This window comes from Chryseobacterium sp. DT-167 (genome assembly GCF_058310155.1).
On record NZ_JBZEEQ010000011.1, the window covers coordinates 43,172 to 62,588 of the forward strand.

A 19,417-nucleotide genomic window follows, 5' to 3' on the forward strand; every position below is an offset into this window, starting at 1 on the left:
AAAATTCAGGCTTCAACTTTAAAATGTTGAAGCCTTTTACGTAAAAAATAATAGAATGACAGAAGATAACGAAGAGTTTTTAGACGAAGAATTATTAGATCCCAACAATATAGATATTGATGAGGAGAATAAAGGTTTGTATGAGCATGTGAATATTACTGTTGATGGCAAACAGGAGCCTTTAAGAATTGATAAGTTTCTTTTAAATTTCCGTCAGAATTCTTCAAGAAATAAAATTTCGCAAACCTGCAGAGCCGGAAATGTAGTGGTCAACGGAAATCCTGTGAAGCAGAACTATCGTGTAAAACCTGGAGATCAGATTTCCTTACTCCTTGCACACCCTCCAAGACTGAATGTGATCATTCCGCAGGATATACCTATCAATATTGTATATGAAGATGATGATTTGGTGGTCGTAGATAAAGAGCCGGGCATGGTTGTACATCCTGGTTTTGGAAACTGGGACGGAACTTTAGTCAATGCTTTGGCTTATCATTTTGATCAGAAAGGAGAAAAATCAGATTTAGACAGGGTCGGACTGGTTCACCGAATCGATAAAGATACTTCGGGACTTTTGGTCATTGCTAAAAACGAATATGCTTTAAGCTTTCTTGCGAAACAGTTTTTTGAAAGAAAAACCAAAAGATTGTACTGGGCTTTTGTATGGGGGAATGTGAAAGAAGATACAGGCACGATTACAGGTCATATTGGAAGACATCCCAAGAATAGAATGCAGATGTATACTTATGTAGACGGAAGCGCAGGGAAGCATGCTGTAACGCATTATAAAGTTTTGGAAAGATTTAAATACATGACCTGGGTAGAATGTAAATTGGAAACGGGAAGAACGCACCAGATCAGAGCCCACTTCAAACATATTGGTCATACTTTGTTCAACGATGAGCGATATGAGGGAAATATCGCTCTTCGTGGAGTTAATTTACCAAAATATAAGCAGTTTGTAAAAAATGTTTTTGAAATTTTACCAAGACATGCACTTCATGCCCATACTTTAGGATTTATACATCCCACGACTAAAAAGGAATTGTATTTTGAAAGCCCAATGCCTCAAGATATGGCGGATGCCGTAAAAAAATGGAGAAATTATTTAGAAAACTAAAAATATATTGAGAATTTTTTTATATTTGTTGAATTGAAATCAAGATTTGTTATGAGAAAACTATATGCTATCGTATGTTTAGCTCTTTTGTCTAATGCGTACAAAGCACAAGAATCATTACCATACTATCAGCAATATCTATTAGATGGTGAGTTCCTGTTCAACCCTGCACAATATGGTAAAACGGACTATGTACAGCTTAATCTAAACTATCAACAACAATTTTCAAAATTTAGCGAATCTCCAAACGTACAGTCTGTGGGAATCAATGCTAATATTTTTGACAGAGTGGGAGCGGGTATTTCCGTTTTTAGAGATAGCAATGGTCCTATATCAGCAGGAGGTATTACAGCGGGAGCTTCTTACTTTATCCCATTAAGCAGTGAAGGGGATAGAAAAGATCAGTTTTCTTTTGGTACCAGTGTTAATTTTTACAATATGAATTTTGATTATTCTAAAATTAATACAGAAGACGGCTACGATCCATTATTACAAGGAAACGAAAGTAATATCTTTATGGCATATGCAAACTTCGGTTTAGCTGCTACATATAAAGGGTTATTCGGAGGTGTTTCCGTGAATGATATTGCGTTAAGCAACGACGAATCTATTGTTAACAATTATGAGCCATCGCCAATCAAATTCTTCTTAAATTTAGGATATGACTGGAAGATTGCAGACAATATTGCCATTACACCTTCAGCTTTAATCAATTTAAATACCAATTCTACAAGAATGATGGATTTAAACCTGATGGCTACCTTCTCAAACGACATCAACGCATTCTCTTTTGGGGTAAGCTACAGAGGTGTTCAGAACAGATTTGATAACCAGCAGTTGAGTATTTCACCAATCGTAAAAGTAAGATTCAACAAATTTATGGTGGGTGCTACTTACAACCTTGGAATGTCTGACATTCAGGAGTACGGTGGAAACAGCTTCATGATCGGTTTAGGTTACAACTTTGATAACTTTATTAATCATAGAGGATTTAGATATTAATCTGATTTAATTTAAATAAATTTGAGCTCTGAATTTTTCAGAGCTTTTTTTATGATTTACATTCACATTCCTTTCTGCAAACAGAAGTGCAGCTATTGCAATTTTCATTTTTCCACGTCTTTAAATTTTAAAGATGAAATGATTGCTGCGATGAAAAAGGAGATATTTCTCCGCAAAGATGAGCTTCAGAACAAAAATTTGCAGTCACTTTACTTCGGTGGCGGAACTCCTTCTATTCTTTCCGGCGATGAAATCAAGTCTTTAATTGATGAGGTTTTGAAATATTTTAGTTTTAATTCTAATATTGAAATTACTTTAGAGGCAAATCCGGACGATTTAGACAAAAACTTTTTAAAGCAATTGTCAAATTCTCCTGTCAATCGTCTTTCTATTGGAACACAAAGCTTCTTTGATGAAGATTTAAGGTTGATGAATCGTGCACATAATGCTTCCGATGCCGAAGGTTCTATCAAAAGGGCACAGGATTTTGGCTTTGAAAACCTAAGTATTGACTTAATCTACGGTTCGCCAACTTCCAATTTAGAGATATGGAAACAAAATTTAAATAAAACCATTGCACTTGAAGTTCCGCATATTTCATCTTATGCGCTGACTGTTGAGCCAAAAACGGCGTTAGAAAAATGGATTGCCAATGGAAAAGTTTCAAATCCTAAGGAAGAAGAACAAAACAGAGAGTTTTATTACATGATTGATTTTCTGAAAGATCATGATTTTGAGCATTATGAAATCTCCAATTTTGCTAAAAAAGGTTTTCATTCAAGGCATAATTCTGCGTATTGGAAGTATAATGAGTACTTAGGAATCGGTCCTTCTGCACATTCTTACAACGGATTTGATGCAAGAAGCTGGAATATCGCCAATAATCAGCAATACATTAAAAAATTAAGCTCTAATCTTCTGGCTAAAGAAACCGAAATCCTCTCTCCAAAAGATCAGTTTAACGAAATGATCATGATCGGATTGAGAACAACTTGGGGTGTTGATCTTGAAAGTTTGAAAAATAAATTTAAAGAAGAAATTTTAGATCAGTTTTACAAAGAAATTCAACAAAAATTGGCTGATGGAATTTTGATCAAAGAAAATAATCATCTCAAAATTCCTGAAAAACATTGGTTTATGGCAGACGGAATTGCTTCGGATTTGTTTCAGGTTTAAAGTCATTAATGTATATTTGGAATTAAATATAATAACCGATGAAGAAAAATTTATTACTATTTTTATTATTGCTTGGAGTTTTACATTATTCTCAAAAACCCATATTTGTTAAAGCAAAAGTTAATGCTGTAAATGTTTACAGAAGTTCTGCCGAGCTTCAAAATTCAGCAAGTTTTTCTATCCCTTCCGGAGCTTCGGAAGTCGTTATTACAAATATTTCTGAAGAAATTTTCGAAAAGTCATTGCAGGTAAGTGTTAACAATAAAAATGTAAGCATTCTATCAGTTCAATTTACCGATAATTATACGTCTGATTATGATATGGATAATACAAATCCACGAATCAAAAAGGTTAGTGACAGCATTACACTGCTGGAAGATCTTGTTTATAAAGCAAGTATGGAGCTTGAAGCTAACAACAAAACGCTCGAACTTTTAGATAAAAATCAAACTGTTCTAGTTGGAAGCAATACATCAAGTGTCGCTCAACTGATGCAGCTCGCAGATTATTACAAGAGCAAAAGGCTGGAAATCAGTACAACAATATCTCAAATCAACAAAAAGAATGCAGATTTTCAAAGAAAACTAAACCGATTGAGAAGCAGCCTGAAAATCAATTCTGAAATGGAAGAAGCATCTTCAGACGGAGTTTTAATTTTAAAGGTAATGAGCTCTTCTGCTACAAATGTGAAAGCAGATATTAGTTATTTGGCAGAAAATGCATCTTGGGAACCTTTCTATGAAGTAAGAGGAAATAAACTTTCTGAGCCTTTGGATGTTTTGTTTAAAGCAAAAGTAAGACAAGATACAGGTCTCGATTGGAAAGGCGTAAAACTATCTTTAATCAATGGAAGATCAAGCAGAAATAGTACAGCACCGGTTTTAAATCCATGGTTTTTAAATTCTTTTAAAGCTGAAGATCAAGTGTCAATAAGAGGCTATAGCACTCAAAGTGATACTGTAAAAACCAAAGAAATAGAAGAAGTTGTGGTAATGGGATATGCTTTTAAATCTGTTGAAAATCAGTTCAATATCAGCTTTGATGTTGACGTTCCTTATGATATTCTCTCAAATGATCAGGAAAATTTTATTAACTTGAAACAGGAAAAGATTCCCGCAGTTTATAAGTATTTTGTTGCGCCAAAATATAGTAAAGATGCTTTCTTAATCGCTAAAATTAAAGATTTTAATAAATATAATCTGATTTCGGCTTCGGCAAATATTGTCTTTGAAAATATGTATATTGGCGAAACAACAATTAAACCCAATCAGACAACTGATGAATTAAGTATTACACTTGGGGATGATAAGAAAATCAGTGTCAGAAAAGAGGTAATTGATGATAAATCTAGCGTGAAAATGTTTTCATCTTATCAGGAAAAGACAATTACATACGATATTGTCATAAGGAATAATAAAAAAGAGGCTATTGAGATAGAAATAAAAGATCAGTTTCCACTTAGTAAAGACGAGTCGGTCAAAATAGAATTATTGCAGACGGATAATGCAGAACAAGACAAAGAAAAAGGATATTTGACTTGGGATGTTAAAATTTCACCATCAGAAACAAAGAAATTCAGAGTAAGTTATAAAGTAAGATATCCGAAAGATTTTTCAATTAGTAATCTTAATTAATTTTAAATTCTATTCACTATTTTTGCATAAAATTTCATTCGTTTGAAAACTAAAAAACAGGATTATTCGCATCTTTCACCAAAGCAGCCTATCGGAATTTTTGATAGTGGAGTGGGAGGTTTAACGGTGGCTAAAGAAATCAAGAGACTTCTTCCCAATGAAGATCTTATTTATTTCGGAGACACCAAACATCTTCCTTATGGTGAAAAATCCAAAGAAGCGATTATAGGATATTCTACGAAAATCACCAATTTTCTACTCGAACAAAACTGCAAAGCAATTGTAATTGCATGCAACACAGCCACAGCAAATGCTCTAAATGACGTAATGGAAGCTGTAGCAGGAAAAGTCCCGGTAATTGATGTGATCAATCCGGTCGCTGAAAAGGTTGCTTACGAGATTCATACGAATGTTGGAGTAATTGCTACGAAAGCGACAGTAAATTCAGGTTTATATAAAAAAAGCATTCGTAAGCATAATAAATTTATCAAGGTTGATGAATTGGCGACTCCGTTGTTGGTTCCGGCGATTGAAGAAGGTTTTAAAAATCATCCGATTACGCATTCGATCATTTACAATTATCTGAGTAATGCTAAATTGAAAAATATCGAAACACTGATTCTAGGATGTACCCATTATCCTCTTTTGATTGATGAGATTAAACAATATTACGGAAATCGTGTTCGTGTAATAGATTCGCCGAATATTGTAGCAAACCATCTTAATATTATTCTCGATAAATACAATTTATTAAATCAGAATAACCCGAAACCAACGTACCAGTTTTACCTGTCAGATATCACCAAAAACTTTGAAAAAATTTCAAAAAAGTTCTTCGGAAAGACAATCGATTTAGAATTGAAAGTTTTATAAAAAAACTCAAAAAATGAGTTTTGAAACTGATTTCTACGATTACGCAACTATCTCTGAGAAGTCAGCTCACAATGCAATAATAGAGAAGTATAATCAGGAATTATATTTCTTCCTGATTATATATATCTTCTAAATCTGTTGTTTCTTCCTGATTTGGTTTAAAAAAACTAAAACTTACATTTCCGTATCTTCTGGTATCGACGAAATTTGGATGATCAAATTTCAACCTGCTTTGATGTTCAATCACCAAAATACCATTCGGTTTCAGGTATTTATTGTTTAAAACCAATGAAATTAATTCGTAATATTTTTTTTCTTCCATTTCGAAAGGAGCATCGGAAAATACGATTTCGTAAGATTTTTTATTTCTGAATTTCTTTAGCCAGTCAAAAACATCACCACGCTGCACACTTACATTTAAACTAAAACCCAGTTCTGAAGCTGTAGAATTTAAAAAAGATGTGTGTTTAGGATTCATTTCTACTGAAGTAAGATCTTTGCAGCCTCTTGAAGCAAACTCAAAAGTGATGGATCCGATACCCGCAAAAAGATCAAGAACCGATATCGACTGCATGTCGTAAGTGTTCTCAAGAATGCTGAATAATGCTTCTTTTGCAAAATCAGTGGTCGGTCTTACATCAAAATTTTTCGGAGCTGCTATTTTTTTGGCTTTCCACTTGCCGGCAATTATTCTGTACATTTTTTATTAGGTTTTAGATAGTAGGTAAAAGGTAGCAATAGAAACTAAATTCTAAAAACTGCATCCTGTAACCTAATTAAGGATGAAATTCTTATTCGGAATGTTGTCAAAAACGATCTTTATATTTTTTACAAACTTCTGAAGTTCTGAAATAAAAGTTTCGTTTTCTGTAGTTTCACCATAAACAAAAAAGTTGGTGTCATTGATTCCGAAACCGATTTTGCTTAATGTAAACATCACGAAATAAAGAAAGTCTACTTCCGAATTGACATCCAAATTATTGTATAAAATTACTTTCTTGTTATCAATGGCAAAAAACTCGCACTGATTATGATAAAGATTGATGTGAATTTCTTTTTTATTCTTATTATGAATAGAATTTAAAAACTTTTCTCCCGAGAAATTAAATCTCACAGGAATCGAAAGGTCTTTGATTTTGCGATAAAAATCTTTCGGAAAAGTATAATAAAACTGGACATTGAATTTTTTATTTACCGAAAGCATGAGTTCTTCATTTTCTTTATCAACAGGCGCATTGAAAGAAATGAGATCATATCCTGCATCATGTTCCGCAAAACCTTCCGGCATTAGCGTAAAATGATTTAATGCTGAGATTACAGAAACTTCATCAAACCTTTGTTTCAGTAAAACTTCTTCAAGTTTTTGAGCAATAAAATTCTTCGGAGATTCTTCATCAACCAGATAAGATTTCTCTTCCAAAACATTTTTATTCTTGGAAATCTGATAGATCAGTCCGTCTTTCGTGAAAAGTAAATTTAGTACGTTCATATGACAATTGCTGCAAATTTAGTGAAATTCTACCATTACCGCACCCGATTGGTGATGAAGTATTTCTTTGTTGTAAAAATCCAGACCTGTTTGACTTTCAAGGACGTCCCAAACTAATTTCTGAAGTACACCATCACCGATTCCATGTATGATTTCAAGCCTTTTCAAATGATTTTTCCGGCAAAAATTAATGGTCTGAATCAGTTTTTCCTTCTGCATAAATAATCTCTCAAAACTATCATAGTCATTCGGATTTTTGACTAAATTGTGAAAATGCAGGTCGAGAACCAAAGGATGTTTATCGTGTTTTTTAGAAGTTACTTTTCTGGGTTCGGCCTTTTGTACTACTTTTATATTTTCGTAGATAGAAGCATTTTTGGGAACCAGTTTTTCTTTCGGATATTGATGAGTAAAACCATATTCGTCTTTGAAAACCACGATATTTCCATTAACCGAAGTGATTACTCCACTCAAATCTTCATCCACTACCGAAACTTTATCGCCTATTTTCATAATTTTTTCTAAACAAAATATCTACTTAAAGTTTGTCATTCCGGAGGAATCTCAGCACTAAAAATTTTTTAAAATAAATTTAGATTCCTCCAATATGCCGGAAATTTATCAATTATAATTAAATCTTTGTTCCTAATTCAATAATTTCCAAATCCTTAATTTCTGTACCATCAATTACAAATCGCATCATCGTTCTCATTTTGTGCCAACCTTGTTTTCCACAAGCTCCAGGATTTAAATGTAAAAGATTGTTTTTCTGATCAAACATCGCTTTCAAAATATGAGAGTGTCCTGAAATAAATAATTTCGGTGCTTTTCCAGAGATTTCTTTTTGTGCTAAAGGTGTATATTTTCCGGGATAACCACCGATATGAATCATTAAAACTTCTACATTTTCACAAAAAAAGCGTGTCACTTCGGGAAATTCTGAACGGATTTTTGCGCCGTCAATATTTCCGTAAACACCTTTTAAAGGTTTTATTTTTTCAAGCTGTTCAATGATTTCAAAACTTCCAAAATCTCCGCAATGCCAAATTTCATCAGCCTGTTGAGCGTAATCTAAAATTCGGTCATCGATGTAAGAATGAGAATCGGAGAGTAGGAGGATTTTGGTCATTGTTAAATGAGAATTTCTTTTGAAATGCAAATTTACTCAATAATACCGAATTGATTAACTTTGGAAAAATTTAAAAAAAATGAAGCAGAAGCTATCTCTATTCTTTGTTCTTATCTCTTTTATCGCATTCGCTCAGGTCGAAGAAAAGAAATTAGACGAATTGATCCAAAATACCTTAAAAACATTCGATGTTCCCGGAATGTCGGTCGGAGTCATCAAAGATGGGAAAATTATTTATTCAAAAGGTTTTGGAGTACGTTCTTTGACGACAAAACAACCGATGGATGATACTACTTTAGTAGGCATTGCTTCCAATTCTAAAGCATTTACCTGTACAGCTTTAGCGATTTTAGCAGACGAAGGAAAACTGAACTGGGATGACAAAGTTTCCAAATATATTCCTGAATTTCAGATGTATGATCCGTATGTTTCTCAAAATGTTACGATTAAGGATTTGGTGACGCACAGAGCCGGGTTAGGTCTTGGACAGGGCGATTTGATGTTTTTTCCTGAAGGCGGAAATCTGACTGTCAATGATATTGTTCATAACGTAAGATATTTAAAACCCGAAAATCCTTTCAGAACAACTTTAGATTATAATAATGTGATGTTTATCGTTGCCGGAGAAGTGATTCACAGAGTTTCGGGATTGAATTGGGCAGATTTTATCGAACAAAGAATCATGAAACCCGTAGGAATGAATTCAAGTTTCGGAAGTTACAACAGGGCAAAAGCGGTTACCAACAAAATCGACGCGCACGCTCCGGTTGACGGAAAAGCAATTGCAGTTCCTCACGACTGGAACGAAACCGGAAATGCAGCAGGTGGAATCATGAGTAATATTAAAGACATGACAATTTGGGCAGAATTTCTTTTAAACGGATTCACCACTAAAGAAGGAAAGAAATTAGTTTCAGATAAACAAATTCAGCAGCTTTGGAATTTGCAGATTGCAAGTCCGGTTGCGATGAAAAACCCTTATGATACAGGTTTTTATGGTTATGGCTTGGGCTGGTTTTTAAGTGATGTGAAAGGTCATAAACAAGTTCAGCATACAGGAGGTTTGATCGGAACAGTAACTCAGTTTACTTTGATTCCTGATATGAAACTTGGAATTGTAGTTTTGACCAATCAACAATCCGGAGCAGCTTTTAATACAATTACCAATACTGTAAAAGATTCTTACCTTGGAATTGCTGACAGAAACTGGTTGAAAACTTACGGTGACAGAATAAAAAAAGCCGATGCAGAATATGATAAGCAGAAAAAAGAAGCGTTTGCCAAATCTGATGCTTTCAGAAAAGAAAAAAACCTTTTGCCAAAAGCAGAACAGTTTGTAGGGAAATACAATGATGTCTGGTTTGGTGATGTTGACATTATTCAGCAAGGAAATACATACAGAATTTCCTGTCAGAATTCTCCACGATTAAAAGGCGAATTGCTTCCCTATTCAAACAATTCTTTCATCATCAGATGGGACGACAGAAGCTACGATGCCGATGCTTATATTATTTTCAACTATGACGAAAACGGAAAAGCTCAATCTGCAAAAATAAAAGCAATTTCTGATATTACAGATTTTAGTTTTGATTTTGATGATCTGGATTTGAAGAGAAAGTGAAATAAAAAATGAACCGTTAACATTCATTTTAGATATACTTTACCAACTTAATAAATGTTAATGGTTCAATGATCAATAGGAACGGACTTTAGTCCGTTTTTTATTTTTTTAGCAAAAAACTTTGAAAATTATTAATCAGCAAAAAATATTGTTAAAAAGCAGACTAACTGTACACACAAACTCAAAATATTTATTGATACAGATTTAAATTTATTTTTAATTAAAATATAAATATTAAAGAAGAAAAAGAAAATGATTCCAAGGATGATCGGAATTGTCAGAATTTCTGCAAATACATTTATTACATTGATCTTTTCCATTTTTAAAGAATAATACACTAAAAATAGAATGTATCCCAAACAAAAAATGCTTGCTGTCAAAATAAAAGTATTCAATCGGATTTTCATTAGAATAAATTTATAATTGGATCTTATTCGGCTCATAAAAAAATAAAAGCTTTTTATCGGCTCCATCAAACTGTGACCAAGAATCACAATTGACTTCAAAACCAGCAACCCCACAAGTGGGAAAATGAAAAATATCTTCCGAAATCGAATTGGCAAAATTTGAAATTCCGTTGTTGTGTGAGAACAATGCGACCGAATCGACCTCATTATTCAAATCATAAATTACTGACTGAAAATTATTTTCGGAAGGATTGTATAATTTTTCGTTTGTTATGTAATTCAGCCTGTAGGTCTGATTAAAGATTTTGCACGTATTCAAGGCTCTCACCGCCGGACTTGAAACTAAATAGTCAATCGCTACATTATTGTTTTTTAAAAATTTAGACATCTTCAGAGCATCCTGTAACCCTTTGTCAGCCAAAGGTCTGTCAAAGTCTTCCGTTTCTTCCGGCCAGTCACTTTTTGCATGTCTTACTAAGATGAGTTTCTTCATAGTTCTGAGTTTGGAATATTAAAATTATAAAAAAAAATCGTTGAATGTCACATCATTTTATAAAAAAAACTGCGTTATGAATAAAATCATTAAAATTTCTTAAATTTGCAGACTTATGGGACAAATCCTTGCGATAGACTACGGAAAGGCTCGTTGTGGTCTTGCAGTAACCGATGATATGAGGATTATTGCCAGCGCACTGCAGACTGTGGAAACAAAGTTTTTGATGGAATTTTTGACAAAATATTTCAGCGAAAATAAAGTAGAAGACATTGTAGTTGGTCTTCCTGTTGATTTGCGGGGAAATCTTTCTGAAGTGGAAACGGATATTTTAAAATTTATTGAAAGTTTTAAAAAAGAATTTCCAGATATTCAGGTTCATCGTCTTGATGAAAGATTTACGTCAAAAATGGCTTCGTTTTTTATTTCCCAAAGCGGGAAGAGCAAAAAACAGAGACAGGAAAAGGGATTAATAGATAGAGTAAGTGCAACCATCATATTGCAGAATTTTTTAGAACAAAGAACAAGATGATTTTACCAATTAGAGCCTTTGGAGATCCTGTTTTGAGAAAAGTGGGAAAAGATATAGATAAAGATTATCCTGATTTGCAGGAGCTCATCGACAATATGTTTGAAACCATGTACAGTGCCAATGGTATTGGGCTTGCTGCCCCACAGATTGGTTTAGATATCCGTGTGTTTATCGTAGATGTAAGTCCGTTGGCAGAAGATGAAGATTATGAAGATATTGCTGAAGAGCTGATAGACTTTAAAAAAGTATTTATCAATGCTCAGATTCTTGAAGAATCGGGTGAAGAGTGGAAATTTAATGAAGGATGTCTTTCGATTCCCGATGTGCGGGAAGATGTCAAGAGAAAAAGTACGATCGTAATAGAATATTATGACGAAAATTTTGTGAAGCATACAGAAACTTTTTCCGATATTAGAGCCCGCGTAATTCAGCATGAGTATGACCATATTGAAGGCACGCTGTTTACCGATCATTTAAGTTCTTTAAAGAAAAAACTGGTAAAAGGTAAACTGGTGAAAATCTCTCAGGGTGATGTATCAATCAACTACAAAATGAGATTTCCGAAGTAATAAAAATAGAAAATAAGTAAATAAATAATAAAGTGCGGTTTGTCTTGAGCAGATTGCTAAAATTTTTAAAAAAATAAGATTATGCTGTTAGAAAAAATAATTTCGATTTCTGGTAAACCAGGTCTTTACAAATTAGTTTCGCAATTGAAAAACGGATTTATTATTGAAGACGTTACAACAAAAAAGAAAGTAAGCATCGGTAACTCAAGTCAGGTGAGTTTGTTGGATAATATTGCTATGTTCACATTCGACAAAGAAGTTCCTTTGTTTGAAGTTTTTGAAAATATTGCTAAAAACTACGAGTACAAAGAAACAATTTCTCATAAGTCTACTGACGAAGAATTGAGAGAATTTATGGGAGCATCTCTTCCGAATTATGATACAGAAAGAGTATACTATTCTGATATTAAAAAATTGGCTCAATGGTATAATATTCTTCACAAAGCAGGATATATTACACCAGAAAGCTTCGTAAAAGCAGAACCGGAAACTGTAGAGGGAGAAAGTGCAGAAGCAGATATTACCGCAGATAAAGCAGCTCCGAAAAAAGCAGCACCGAAAGCTGACAAACCTGCAACTCCTAAGGTGAAAGCAAGCTCAGGAGCAAAAGCAGCTACAAAAAGTACACACAGAAAAATGGGATAATTTATTTTATCTGAATCTATACAAAACCTTGTCAGCAATGATGAGGTTTTTTTATTTCTATGCACTTTTACGAAACTCTGAAAATTACTTCTAAATTTGCATTAATTTCAATTCTTAAATTATATGAACACCAGACAAGAAAAACTCGAAGCTTTCGGAAGACTATTGGATATTATGGATGACCTTCGTGAAAAATGTCCGTGGGATCAGAAACAGACGCTTCAGACGCTTCGTCATCTGACGTTGGAAGAAACGTACGAGCTTTCAGATGCGCTTTTGCAGGAAGATTTAATTGAAATTAAAAAAGAACTCGGTGACGTGCTTCTGCATTTGGTTTTTTATGCTAAAATAGGTTCAGAAAAAGAAAGTTTTGATATTGCTGATGTGATCAATTCATTGAATAAAAAACTGATCTTCCGTCATCCTCATATTTACGGTGATGTTGAGGTGAAAGATGAAGAAGAAGTAAAACAGAATTGGGAAAAACTGAAACTCAAAGAAGGCAATAAATCTATTTTGGGTGGCGTTCCGAAAGGTTTACCAAGTATGGTGAAAGCGTATAGAATTCAGGATAAAGTAAAAGGAATTGGTTTTGAATTTCATGATGCTGAAGATGCCTGGAAAAAAGTAGATGAAGAAATTCAGGAATTTCATGAGGAAACTGATTTAGATAAAAAAGAACAGGAATTGGGAGACGTATTTTTTTCGCTAATCAATTACGCCCGAATTTCAGGTTTAAATCCTGATTCAGCTTTGGAGCGAACCAATCTTAAATTCATTTCAAGGTTCCAGAAAATGGAAAATTTAGCTTTACAAGAAAATTTAAAGTTGGGCGAAATGTCTCTCGAAGAAATGGATGTTCTTTGGGAAAAAGCAAAACGTTTTGATTAAATGAAAACCAATCATCCTGCACGAAACCGATTTCAGTATCTGATTGAAATTAAGAAAACTGAAAGGAAATGGCATTTTCCGTTTCTTGCGGCTTTGTGCATTGGTACGCCGCTTTTGCTGGGCTGGTTTTCCGGAAAACCAAACTACGGAAGTCTTTCGAGCTTGGGTGCGTTGACGATATTGTATTTTACCACAGCACCAATCAGTCAGCGAATGATTCATTTGGCAGTTTGCGCTTTTGGGATTATATTTTCCTTTACCATAAGTCTTTTTTTCAGCTTTAATATTTATATGGCAGCTTTATCCTTCGGGATTGTTTCTTTTCTGTCACATTTCATCACTTCTTATTTTAAAATTCCGCCACCTGGAAATTTTTTCTTTATTATGCTTGCTGCGATGGCAAGCACTTTTCAGTTTGATTTGGAAATGATTCCTACGAGAGTTGGATTGGTTGTAATGGGAGCCATTTTATCATGTTCATTGGCTTTTATATATTCCGTTTTTGTTGAAAAGAGTGAGGTGGTGAGTGTTCCCCGAAGAGTTTTTAAGAAGAGAAGATATACCAAGTTTGTAGAAAGTACGATTATTGGTTTGATCATGATGCTGACTTTAATTGTAGGCCATCTTTTAAAATTTCAAAATACGTATTGGATTTCCATTTCCACTGTTGCCATTATTCAGGGACGGAATTTCGAGCATGTCCGTCAGAGAAATATGCACAGGATTTTCGGAACCTTCATCGGTCTCGGTTTGGCTTGGCTGATTCTACTTTTTGATCCTGAAAAGATTATAATGATAGGAATTATTGTAGTTTTACAGTTCATTGTAGAATTGATGATTGTGAGAAATTATGGTTTGGCCGTGATTTTTATTACGCCGCTTACCTTACTTTTAATAGAAGCGGGGAGTCCCATTCATCATCAAGTTGAAAATCTCATGGAGGCGAGATTACTCGATACGATTATCGGAAGTTTGATGGGACTGGCAGCCGGATTTTTTCTACATCATCAGCAAATTATTAATCAGCTGGAGAAAAATATCAGGTATTCCTTTTTTCAGTTTAAAAAATTAAAAAATTAGAAATTATGCGCATTCTCGTTGTATTTGCATGTATGTTATTAAGTTGTAATCCAAAAGCTCAGGATTCAGTGACAAAATCACAGGACGATCTGAAAACAGAGTTTTCTCTACCCAAAAAATTGAAAGAAGTTTCCGGGATTGCTCTTTCGCAGGATCAGAAAACCATTTGGGCAATCGAAGACGCAGGAAATAAAAATGTGGTGTACGGATTGAACCGACAAGGAAATTTGACTACCGATGTTTTGGTGGAAAATGCCGACAACAATGATTGGGAAGACATTACAAAAGATGCAGCCGGAAATATCTATATCGGAGATTTCGGAAATAACGAAAACGACAGACAGAATCTTTCTATCTTAAAATTAGATTTAAAAAGTGATTCTCAGAAATCGACAAAAGTCATTCAGACAACGAAATTTCATTATGAAGGACAGACTGAATTTCCGCCTAAAAAATCAAATTTATTATACGACTGTGAAGCTTTTGTAGAGAAAGATGGCAACTTTTATTTGTTCACGAAAAACAGAAGCAAAGGTTTTGACGGGACTTTTTTAGTTTTCCAGATTCCCAATAAAGAAGGTGATTTTGAAGCTAAATTGGTAGGTAAACTGAAATTGGAAGGTGGTTACACTGATGCTGCAATTACTTCAGCTACCATCAATTCTAACAATCAGATAGCTCTACTGAACCATAAAAATATCAATGTACTTTCCGGATTTACAGCGAATGATTTTAGTTCAGCCAAAATTCAGAAAATACCATTGAATCACAATTCGCAAAAGGAAGCGGTTGTTTTTGTTGATGATAAAACATTATTGATTGCCGATGAAAAGGATAAGAAAACGGGTGGGAATATCTATCAGTTTTCTATAAAATAAAAATATACATTAGTTTGTCATTCCGGAGGAATCTTAAGAGTTTATTTAAAATGTTGTATAGATTCTTACAGAATGACAAACTTTGTTTTTAAAAACTACCAATTTAGTTTAAGAAAGTTGAATAAGGAATTCAGTGACCGTTAAAAACTCAATCCAACACCACCGGAAATTCTTCCGCCATCTTCACCGATAAAATAATCAACTCTCGCAGAGAATGTTTCAAGAATATTCATCCAGAATCCTGCCCCAACACCTTGATGCCATTTGTCTGACTGTTCACCATCTTTCCATACTCTACCCAAATCGTAACCCACTAAAATTCCCATATTGGTTGGTACAATATTGTTTTTTACACGACCAAAATCCCAACGGATTTCAGAATTGTTGGAGAAATAAGATTTGCCGGCAAATCTCTCATTTCTGTAAGCACGCATTCCATTGTTTCCACCGATGGCTGCAGCCTGATAAAATTCAAAATTATTATTGTTGATAATCATTGCGTTGCTCGAGTTGGCAAACACAAATTTTCCTCTTTTATCGATTCTGTGGAAGATGTTTAACGTTCCATTGAAATTGGCGAAGTTTTGATTAAATTCTGAAATATTCGCTTTCCAGCCTGCATTTAAAATCATTTCCAAACCTAAAGTCGGGAAGGCTTTATTGTCTAAATTTTTAAAACTAAACGTATAGTTTGCTCCCGCAAATTGTTGTCCGTTAAAAACTTCTGGGCTAACATCTTTTGATACAGCTATAAAACGGTCATCGTTGAACTGTACTTTTGCATGCTCAAAATTCAACTGGAACTGATGTTTCAGATTCAGCCAGCTTGTTTTTGAGATAGAAGGAGCAAATTTAAATTGAGAAATGCGCACTCTGTTGTAGTCCCGGTTATCTTCATCAGCATCATTCAAACTTTCATTACCCAAACCAAAGAACGTTCTCGCAAAAAACGGAGTGGTGTAAGTCGCATCAATTCCTGCATCCCAACCAGCGATTGCTTTTTTGAAAATCCCTTTATATCCAACATTAAATCCACCTGTTGCGGTATAATAATTGGCACTGAAACTATGCTTTTGGGTGAAGGGATCACGGATGAAATTATTGACTGTGTAATTTGCAACGATTCCCAAAATCACTCCGTCATCCGGATTGAAATTCGCCATCGGATATCCTGCAAAGAAATTGTATTTCGGGTGCTTCCAATTGTAGGTATTAACATCGTAATCATCGGTGATATGTTTGGTTGCGGATTTTGCGTTGTAGGTATTTTTTGAAGATTTAAAATCGTAAATTTTAACCGTACTTCCATTTTCTACGTTGTACGTATCGTGATTATAACCACCAATTAATCGGATGTTGATCTTAGATTTTCCTTCTCCTGAAACTTCGTAAATATCATCTTCTTCCAGACCGTAAATCCAGAGTTCTTTAGTTTTGATATCGTCGTATTTCTTTTCAAAAACCAGCTCTTCACCTTTATTTTTGTCTAACTGATATTGTTTTACTTCGACAGAATTTCCGGTTTTAATAATGACGAACTTATCCTTGTTAACCGTTCCTGTTAAAGGAATTTTTTCTTGCAAAACATCAAAATATTTTGTCGCATATTCTTCCAGTTTACCTTTTCTCAGTTTCAGTTTTCTTTGGATGTCAGTAATAGTTTCATCCTGAACTTCTTTAGGTAAATTATCAAAAGCATGGTCAATATCAGTATCTGATAAGTGTTCCTGAATGTATTTTGCCTGAGTCGTCCAATCTTCCTGATTCGCATTTTTTAAGAAAATTAAATCCATTGGATAAGGTTCCATATTCATCCAACGAATGCTTTTAATATCGTCTTTAAACGTTTTCATATGTCGGATTGCCGGAATATTCATCAACACTTTAAAAGCTGCACCATCATAATTGCTGAATGCCTGATCTCGGTCGCGGGGAATTGGTTTGTAAACCACTTTATCACCAACTTTATATTCTGCCCATTTCCATTGATCTTCGTGTCTGTCCCAATCGCCGATCAGCATATCAAAAATTCTTGCTCTGATGTAAAGATCCTGATCAACAGAATATTTACCGTCTTTTCTCATGTTTTTCAGAACATCTGAAGTCGAAAGAATGTCTGAAGCATTATCCAATGACTGTAAAGTTTTCGGATCTGAAGAAAAACGTTCTTCAATCATATACAGTTCATCACCGTAGTTTTGATTGTATCGTCCTAATGATTTTTGTTTCGGAATGTAATACAATTCAGGATTGCTGTGGAAAATTCCTAATTTGTCAATCATATTATTAACCGCAAATCCTGTAAAAGGATGATTGGTAGTATAAAAATCGAGTAAAAACCTTTCGGGAAACGTATTGTTGAGTTCGCTTCCAAAACTGTTTTTCTTGAAAGCCTGAGCATTTAGAAAACGGACTGCACTTTTCTTGATTCCCCGCATCACAAATTCCTGTCCGTCATTGGTTCTCAAACGAAGGCTGTTTGACTGGTTTCCACCCCCTTCTCTGACAGGAGAATATCCGGGATTCATATCTGAAAGGTTTTTTGTTTTCGCTTCAATCGGAAGTGCGTAATATCTTCTGTAATGATTTCCCCAAAGCCACCGGTAAAATTTCCCAGCTTTTGTTTGTCTTTCGGAGTAAATTGTTGTTGTTACAGTTGCGGGTAAAGTATCTGGATAGTTATTTTTAAACTCATCAGGTTTTGAAATGACTGCAATTTGTGTCAGTTTCTCAAGTTTATTGTTTTTAGTCGAAAAATATTCAACGTCCGAACTTAAGTCTTTTCTTAGATTTAAAACAGCAAAACCACTTCCACCGGAAGAGAAGTCGGTCTTCTCCACAATCGTTGCCGGATCTGTTTTAGAACCTGCGCCGCTGATGATTTGTTTGATATTTTTGTTTTCGTGATATTGCAGATTATGATCATGACCTGAAACCAGAATGACATTTTCTTTATCCTGAATAATGCTTTTGATTCTGTTGGCAAATTCTGCATAGTGTGCATTGCTAATATCTTCCATACTCGCTCCGGAAGAACTTCTCAAAACATTGATCAGACTTGCAACTCCGGGAACAGGAAGTTTTCCATGAAATGAAGAAAGGTGAGATTTAGCCGAATTAAAACCAGCATGTACACCCGAGCTGATCACGGGATGATGTAAAGCAACAATAATTCTTTTATCCTGATTTTTTGTAATTAAATCTTTAAACTCAGCATAAAAATCTGCGGTCGTCTTAATGTCGCAACCTTTGTTGATTCCCGGATATTTGTCCCAGTTGATTAAAGCCCATTCAGAATCAAGAACGATGAGTTTGATGTCTTTGGTTAAATTAATATCGTCAATCGGACAGGAATTTTTAGGTAAAAAAGCTTTTTTGTCATTCAGATAAGATTTTACAAATTCTTCCTGAGCTTTCAGACCTTCCAAACCGTGATACCAGTCGTGATTTCCGGGAATGACCAATGTTTTCCCCTTGAAATTTTTGGTAATGGCTAATTGGTTTTCCAGTTTTTGTTTGGCTAAAGGATAACCTTTATCACTTTCTTTCGGCATTCCCAACGGATAAATATTGTCTCCCAAAAACAAAAGCATGGAGTTTTTATCAGCAGAATCTAATTTATTTTTTATAAAATTTAAAGTATGCTGCGCCTGCGGTTCATCGGCATTTCCTGCATCACCTACGAGGAAAATTTTAAAATCATTTTCAGTTTTTGCATCAGAATTTTGTATTTCATGCAAGTTTTTTCCTTTTTGTACGTTATAGGTTGCACACGAAAACAAAAATCCGGAAAGAAGGACAGTTCTCACAATTGCCGAGAATATTTTTCGATCAAATTTAAAGGATAAATTCATACATTTACATTAAGAAAAATTCAG

At 34.3% G+C, this 19,417-nt stretch carries 18 protein-coding genes; 12 read left to right on the top strand and 6 right to left on the bottom strand.

Features of this window, described 5'->3' with window-relative positions:
* Window positions 1-55 precede the first annotated feature (55 nt).
* The 5 genes from AC4FQ5_RS14585 to murI are packed head-to-tail and all read left to right on the top strand — an operon-like array spanning window position 56 to window position 5,805.
* Window positions 56-1,120, top strand: a complete 1,065-nt coding sequence (locus AC4FQ5_RS14585; protein ID WP_491144454.1) for an RluA family pseudouridine synthase — start codon at window positions 56-58, stop codon at window positions 1,118-1,120.
* A 51-nt stretch (window positions 1,121-1,171) separates the two neighbouring features.
* Entirely contained in the window at window positions 1,172-2,122 is a 951-nt protein-coding gene (locus tag AC4FQ5_RS14590) for a PorP/SprF family type IX secretion system membrane protein (RefSeq protein ID WP_300354316.1), read from the top strand.
* Between the two features lie 51 nt (window positions 2,123-2,173).
* A complete protein-coding gene (gene hemW, locus AC4FQ5_RS14595) occupies window positions 2,174-3,298 on the top strand; it encodes a radical SAM family heme chaperone HemW (RefSeq protein WP_491144456.1) in 1,125 nt (374 codons plus the stop codon).
* 38 nt (window positions 3,299-3,336) lie between these two features.
* The gene (locus AC4FQ5_RS14600) at window positions 3,337-4,932 is read left to right on the top strand and encodes a DUF4139 domain-containing protein (RefSeq protein WP_491144458.1); all 1,596 of its coding nucleotides are present in this window, start codon (window positions 3,337-3,339) and stop codon (window positions 4,930-4,932) included.
* Window positions 4,933-4,974: 42 nt separating this feature from the next.
* Window positions 4,975-5,805 carry a glutamate racemase gene (murI, locus tag AC4FQ5_RS14605; protein ID WP_491144460.1) on the top strand — a complete coding sequence of 277 codons (831 nt, stop codon included), beginning with the start codon at window positions 4,975-4,977 and terminating at the stop codon, window positions 5,803-5,805.
* Window positions 5,806-5,905: 100 nt separating this feature from the next.
* Here murI and AC4FQ5_RS14610 read toward each other — a convergent pair whose 3' ends face one another.
* The 4 genes from AC4FQ5_RS14610 to AC4FQ5_RS14625 all read right to left on the bottom strand — a co-directional run bounded on the left by AC4FQ5_RS14610 (window position 5,906) and on the right by AC4FQ5_RS14625 (window position 8,423).
* A complete protein-coding gene (locus AC4FQ5_RS14610) occupies window positions 5,906-6,505 on the bottom strand; it encodes an RsmD family RNA methyltransferase (RefSeq protein WP_491144462.1) in 600 nt (199 codons plus the stop codon).
* Between the two features lie 72 nt (window positions 6,506-6,577).
* Window positions 6,578-7,294, bottom strand: coding sequence for a DUF3822 family protein (locus tag AC4FQ5_RS14615; protein ID WP_491144464.1), 717 nt, complete (start codon window positions 7,292-7,294; stop codon window positions 6,578-6,580).
* Between the two features lie 18 nt (window positions 7,295-7,312).
* Window positions 7,313-7,807, bottom strand: a complete 495-nt coding sequence (locus tag AC4FQ5_RS14620) for a DUF8465 domain-containing protein (RefSeq protein WP_491144465.1) — start codon at window positions 7,805-7,807, stop codon at window positions 7,313-7,315.
* 118 nt (window positions 7,808-7,925) lie between these two features.
* Window positions 7,926-8,423, bottom strand: a complete 498-nt coding sequence (locus AC4FQ5_RS14625; RefSeq protein ID WP_491144467.1) for a metallophosphoesterase family protein — start codon at window positions 8,421-8,423, stop codon at window positions 7,926-7,928.
* A 79-nt stretch (window positions 8,424-8,502) separates the two neighbouring features.
* On the opposite strand from AC4FQ5_RS14625, the gene AC4FQ5_RS14630 reads away from it, so the two are divergent.
* The gene (locus AC4FQ5_RS14630; RefSeq protein ID WP_491144469.1) at window positions 8,503-10,044 is read left to right on the top strand and encodes a serine hydrolase; all 1,542 of its coding nucleotides are present in this window, start codon (window positions 8,503-8,505) and stop codon (window positions 10,042-10,044) included.
* A 417-nt stretch (window positions 10,045-10,461) separates the two neighbouring features.
* Here the strand turns inward: AC4FQ5_RS14630 and AC4FQ5_RS14635 are convergent, their stop codons facing one another.
* Window positions 10,462-10,944: a SixA phosphatase family protein gene (locus AC4FQ5_RS14635; RefSeq protein WP_491144471.1), complete on the bottom strand. Its 483-nt coding sequence runs from the start codon at window positions 10,942-10,944 to the stop codon at window positions 10,462-10,464.
* 115 nt (window positions 10,945-11,059) lie between these two features.
* Between AC4FQ5_RS14635 and ruvX the strand changes: the two genes are divergently transcribed.
* The 6 genes from ruvX (at window position 11,060) to AC4FQ5_RS14665 (ending at window position 15,539) form a co-directional block, all read left to right on the top strand.
* Window positions 11,060-11,476: a Holliday junction resolvase RuvX gene (gene ruvX / locus AC4FQ5_RS14640; RefSeq protein WP_491144473.1), complete on the top strand. Its 417-nt coding sequence runs from the start codon at window positions 11,060-11,062 to the stop codon at window positions 11,474-11,476.
* A complete protein-coding gene (def, locus tag AC4FQ5_RS14645; RefSeq protein WP_491144475.1) occupies window positions 11,473-12,045 on the top strand; it encodes a peptide deformylase in 573 nt (190 codons plus the stop codon). Before ruvX ends, def begins: the two co-directional genes overlap by 4 nt.
* Before the next feature lie 81 nt (window positions 12,046-12,126).
* The gene (locus tag AC4FQ5_RS14650; RefSeq protein WP_491144477.1) at window positions 12,127-12,690 is read left to right on the top strand and encodes a DUF5606 family protein; all 564 of its coding nucleotides are present in this window, start codon (window positions 12,127-12,129) and stop codon (window positions 12,688-12,690) included.
* Window positions 12,691-12,813: 123 nt separating this feature from the next.
* Window positions 12,814-13,581: a nucleoside triphosphate pyrophosphohydrolase gene (gene mazG, locus AC4FQ5_RS14655; RefSeq protein WP_491144479.1), complete on the top strand. Its 768-nt coding sequence runs from the start codon at window positions 12,814-12,816 to the stop codon at window positions 13,579-13,581.
* On the top strand, window positions 13,582-14,661 hold the full coding sequence (locus AC4FQ5_RS14660) for an FUSC family protein (RefSeq protein WP_491144481.1): 1,080 nt from the start codon (window positions 13,582-13,584) through the stop codon (window positions 14,659-14,661).
* Window positions 14,662-14,666: 5 nt separating this feature from the next.
* Window positions 14,667-15,539 (top strand): hypothetical protein, encoded by an 873-nt coding sequence (locus tag AC4FQ5_RS14665; protein ID WP_491144483.1) that lies wholly within the window; start codon window positions 14,667-14,669, stop codon window positions 15,537-15,539.
* 140 nt (window positions 15,540-15,679) lie between these two features.
* Here the strand turns inward: AC4FQ5_RS14665 and AC4FQ5_RS14670 are convergent, their stop codons facing one another.
* Entirely contained in the window at window positions 15,680-19,393 is a 3,714-nt protein-coding gene (locus AC4FQ5_RS14670) for a metallophosphoesterase (RefSeq protein WP_491144485.1), read from the bottom strand.
* Window positions 19,394-19,417: the final 24 nt, after the last annotated feature.

Excerpts from the sequence above, each read along its gene's own strand:
- AC4FQ5_RS14585 (WP_491144454.1), top strand. The coding sequence starts at position 56 with ATGACAGAAGATAACGAAGAGTTTTTAGACGAAGAATTATTAGATCCC.
- AC4FQ5_RS14590 (WP_300354316.1), top strand. The coding sequence starts at position 1,172 with ATGAGAAAACTATATGCTATCGTATGTTTAGCTCTTTTGTCTAATGCG.
- hemW (WP_491144456.1), top strand. The coding sequence starts at position 2,174 with ATGATTTACATTCACATTCCTTTCTGCAAACAGAAGTGCAGCTATTGC.
- AC4FQ5_RS14600 (WP_491144458.1), top strand. The coding sequence starts at position 3,337 with ATGAAGAAAAATTTATTACTATTTTTATTATTGCTTGGAGTTTTACAT.
- AC4FQ5_RS14610 (WP_491144462.1), bottom strand. The coding sequence starts at position 6,505 with ATGTACAGAATAATTGCCGGCAAGTGGAAAGCCAAAAAAATAGCAGCT.
- AC4FQ5_RS14615 (WP_491144464.1), bottom strand. The coding sequence starts at position 7,294 with ATGAACGTACTAAATTTACTTTTCACGAAAGACGGACTGATCTATCAG.
- AC4FQ5_RS14620 (WP_491144465.1), bottom strand. The coding sequence starts at position 7,807 with ATGAAAATAGGCGATAAAGTTTCGGTAGTGGATGAAGATTTGAGTGGA.
- AC4FQ5_RS14625 (WP_491144467.1), bottom strand. The coding sequence starts at position 8,423 with ATGACCAAAATCCTCCTACTCTCCGATTCTCATTCTTACATCGATGAC.
- AC4FQ5_RS14630 (WP_491144469.1), top strand. The coding sequence starts at position 8,503 with ATGAAGCAGAAGCTATCTCTATTCTTTGTTCTTATCTCTTTTATCGCA.
- AC4FQ5_RS14635 (WP_491144471.1), bottom strand. The coding sequence starts at position 10,944 with ATGAAGAAACTCATCTTAGTAAGACATGCAAAAAGTGACTGGCCGGAA.
- ruvX (WP_491144473.1), top strand. The coding sequence starts at position 11,060 with ATGGGACAAATCCTTGCGATAGACTACGGAAAGGCTCGTTGTGGTCTT.
- def (WP_491144475.1), top strand. The coding sequence starts at position 11,473 with ATGATTTTACCAATTAGAGCCTTTGGAGATCCTGTTTTGAGAAAAGTG.
- AC4FQ5_RS14650 (WP_491144477.1), top strand. The coding sequence starts at position 12,127 with ATGCTGTTAGAAAAAATAATTTCGATTTCTGGTAAACCAGGTCTTTAC.
- mazG (WP_491144479.1), top strand. The coding sequence starts at position 12,814 with ATGAACACCAGACAAGAAAAACTCGAAGCTTTCGGAAGACTATTGGAT.
- AC4FQ5_RS14660 (WP_491144481.1), top strand. The coding sequence starts at position 13,582 with ATGAAAACCAATCATCCTGCACGAAACCGATTTCAGTATCTGATTGAA.
- AC4FQ5_RS14665 (WP_491144483.1), top strand. The coding sequence starts at position 14,667 with ATGCGCATTCTCGTTGTATTTGCATGTATGTTATTAAGTTGTAATCCA.
- AC4FQ5_RS14670 (WP_491144485.1), bottom strand. The coding sequence starts at position 19,393 with ATGAATTTATCCTTTAAATTTGATCGAAAAATATTCTCGGCAATTGTG.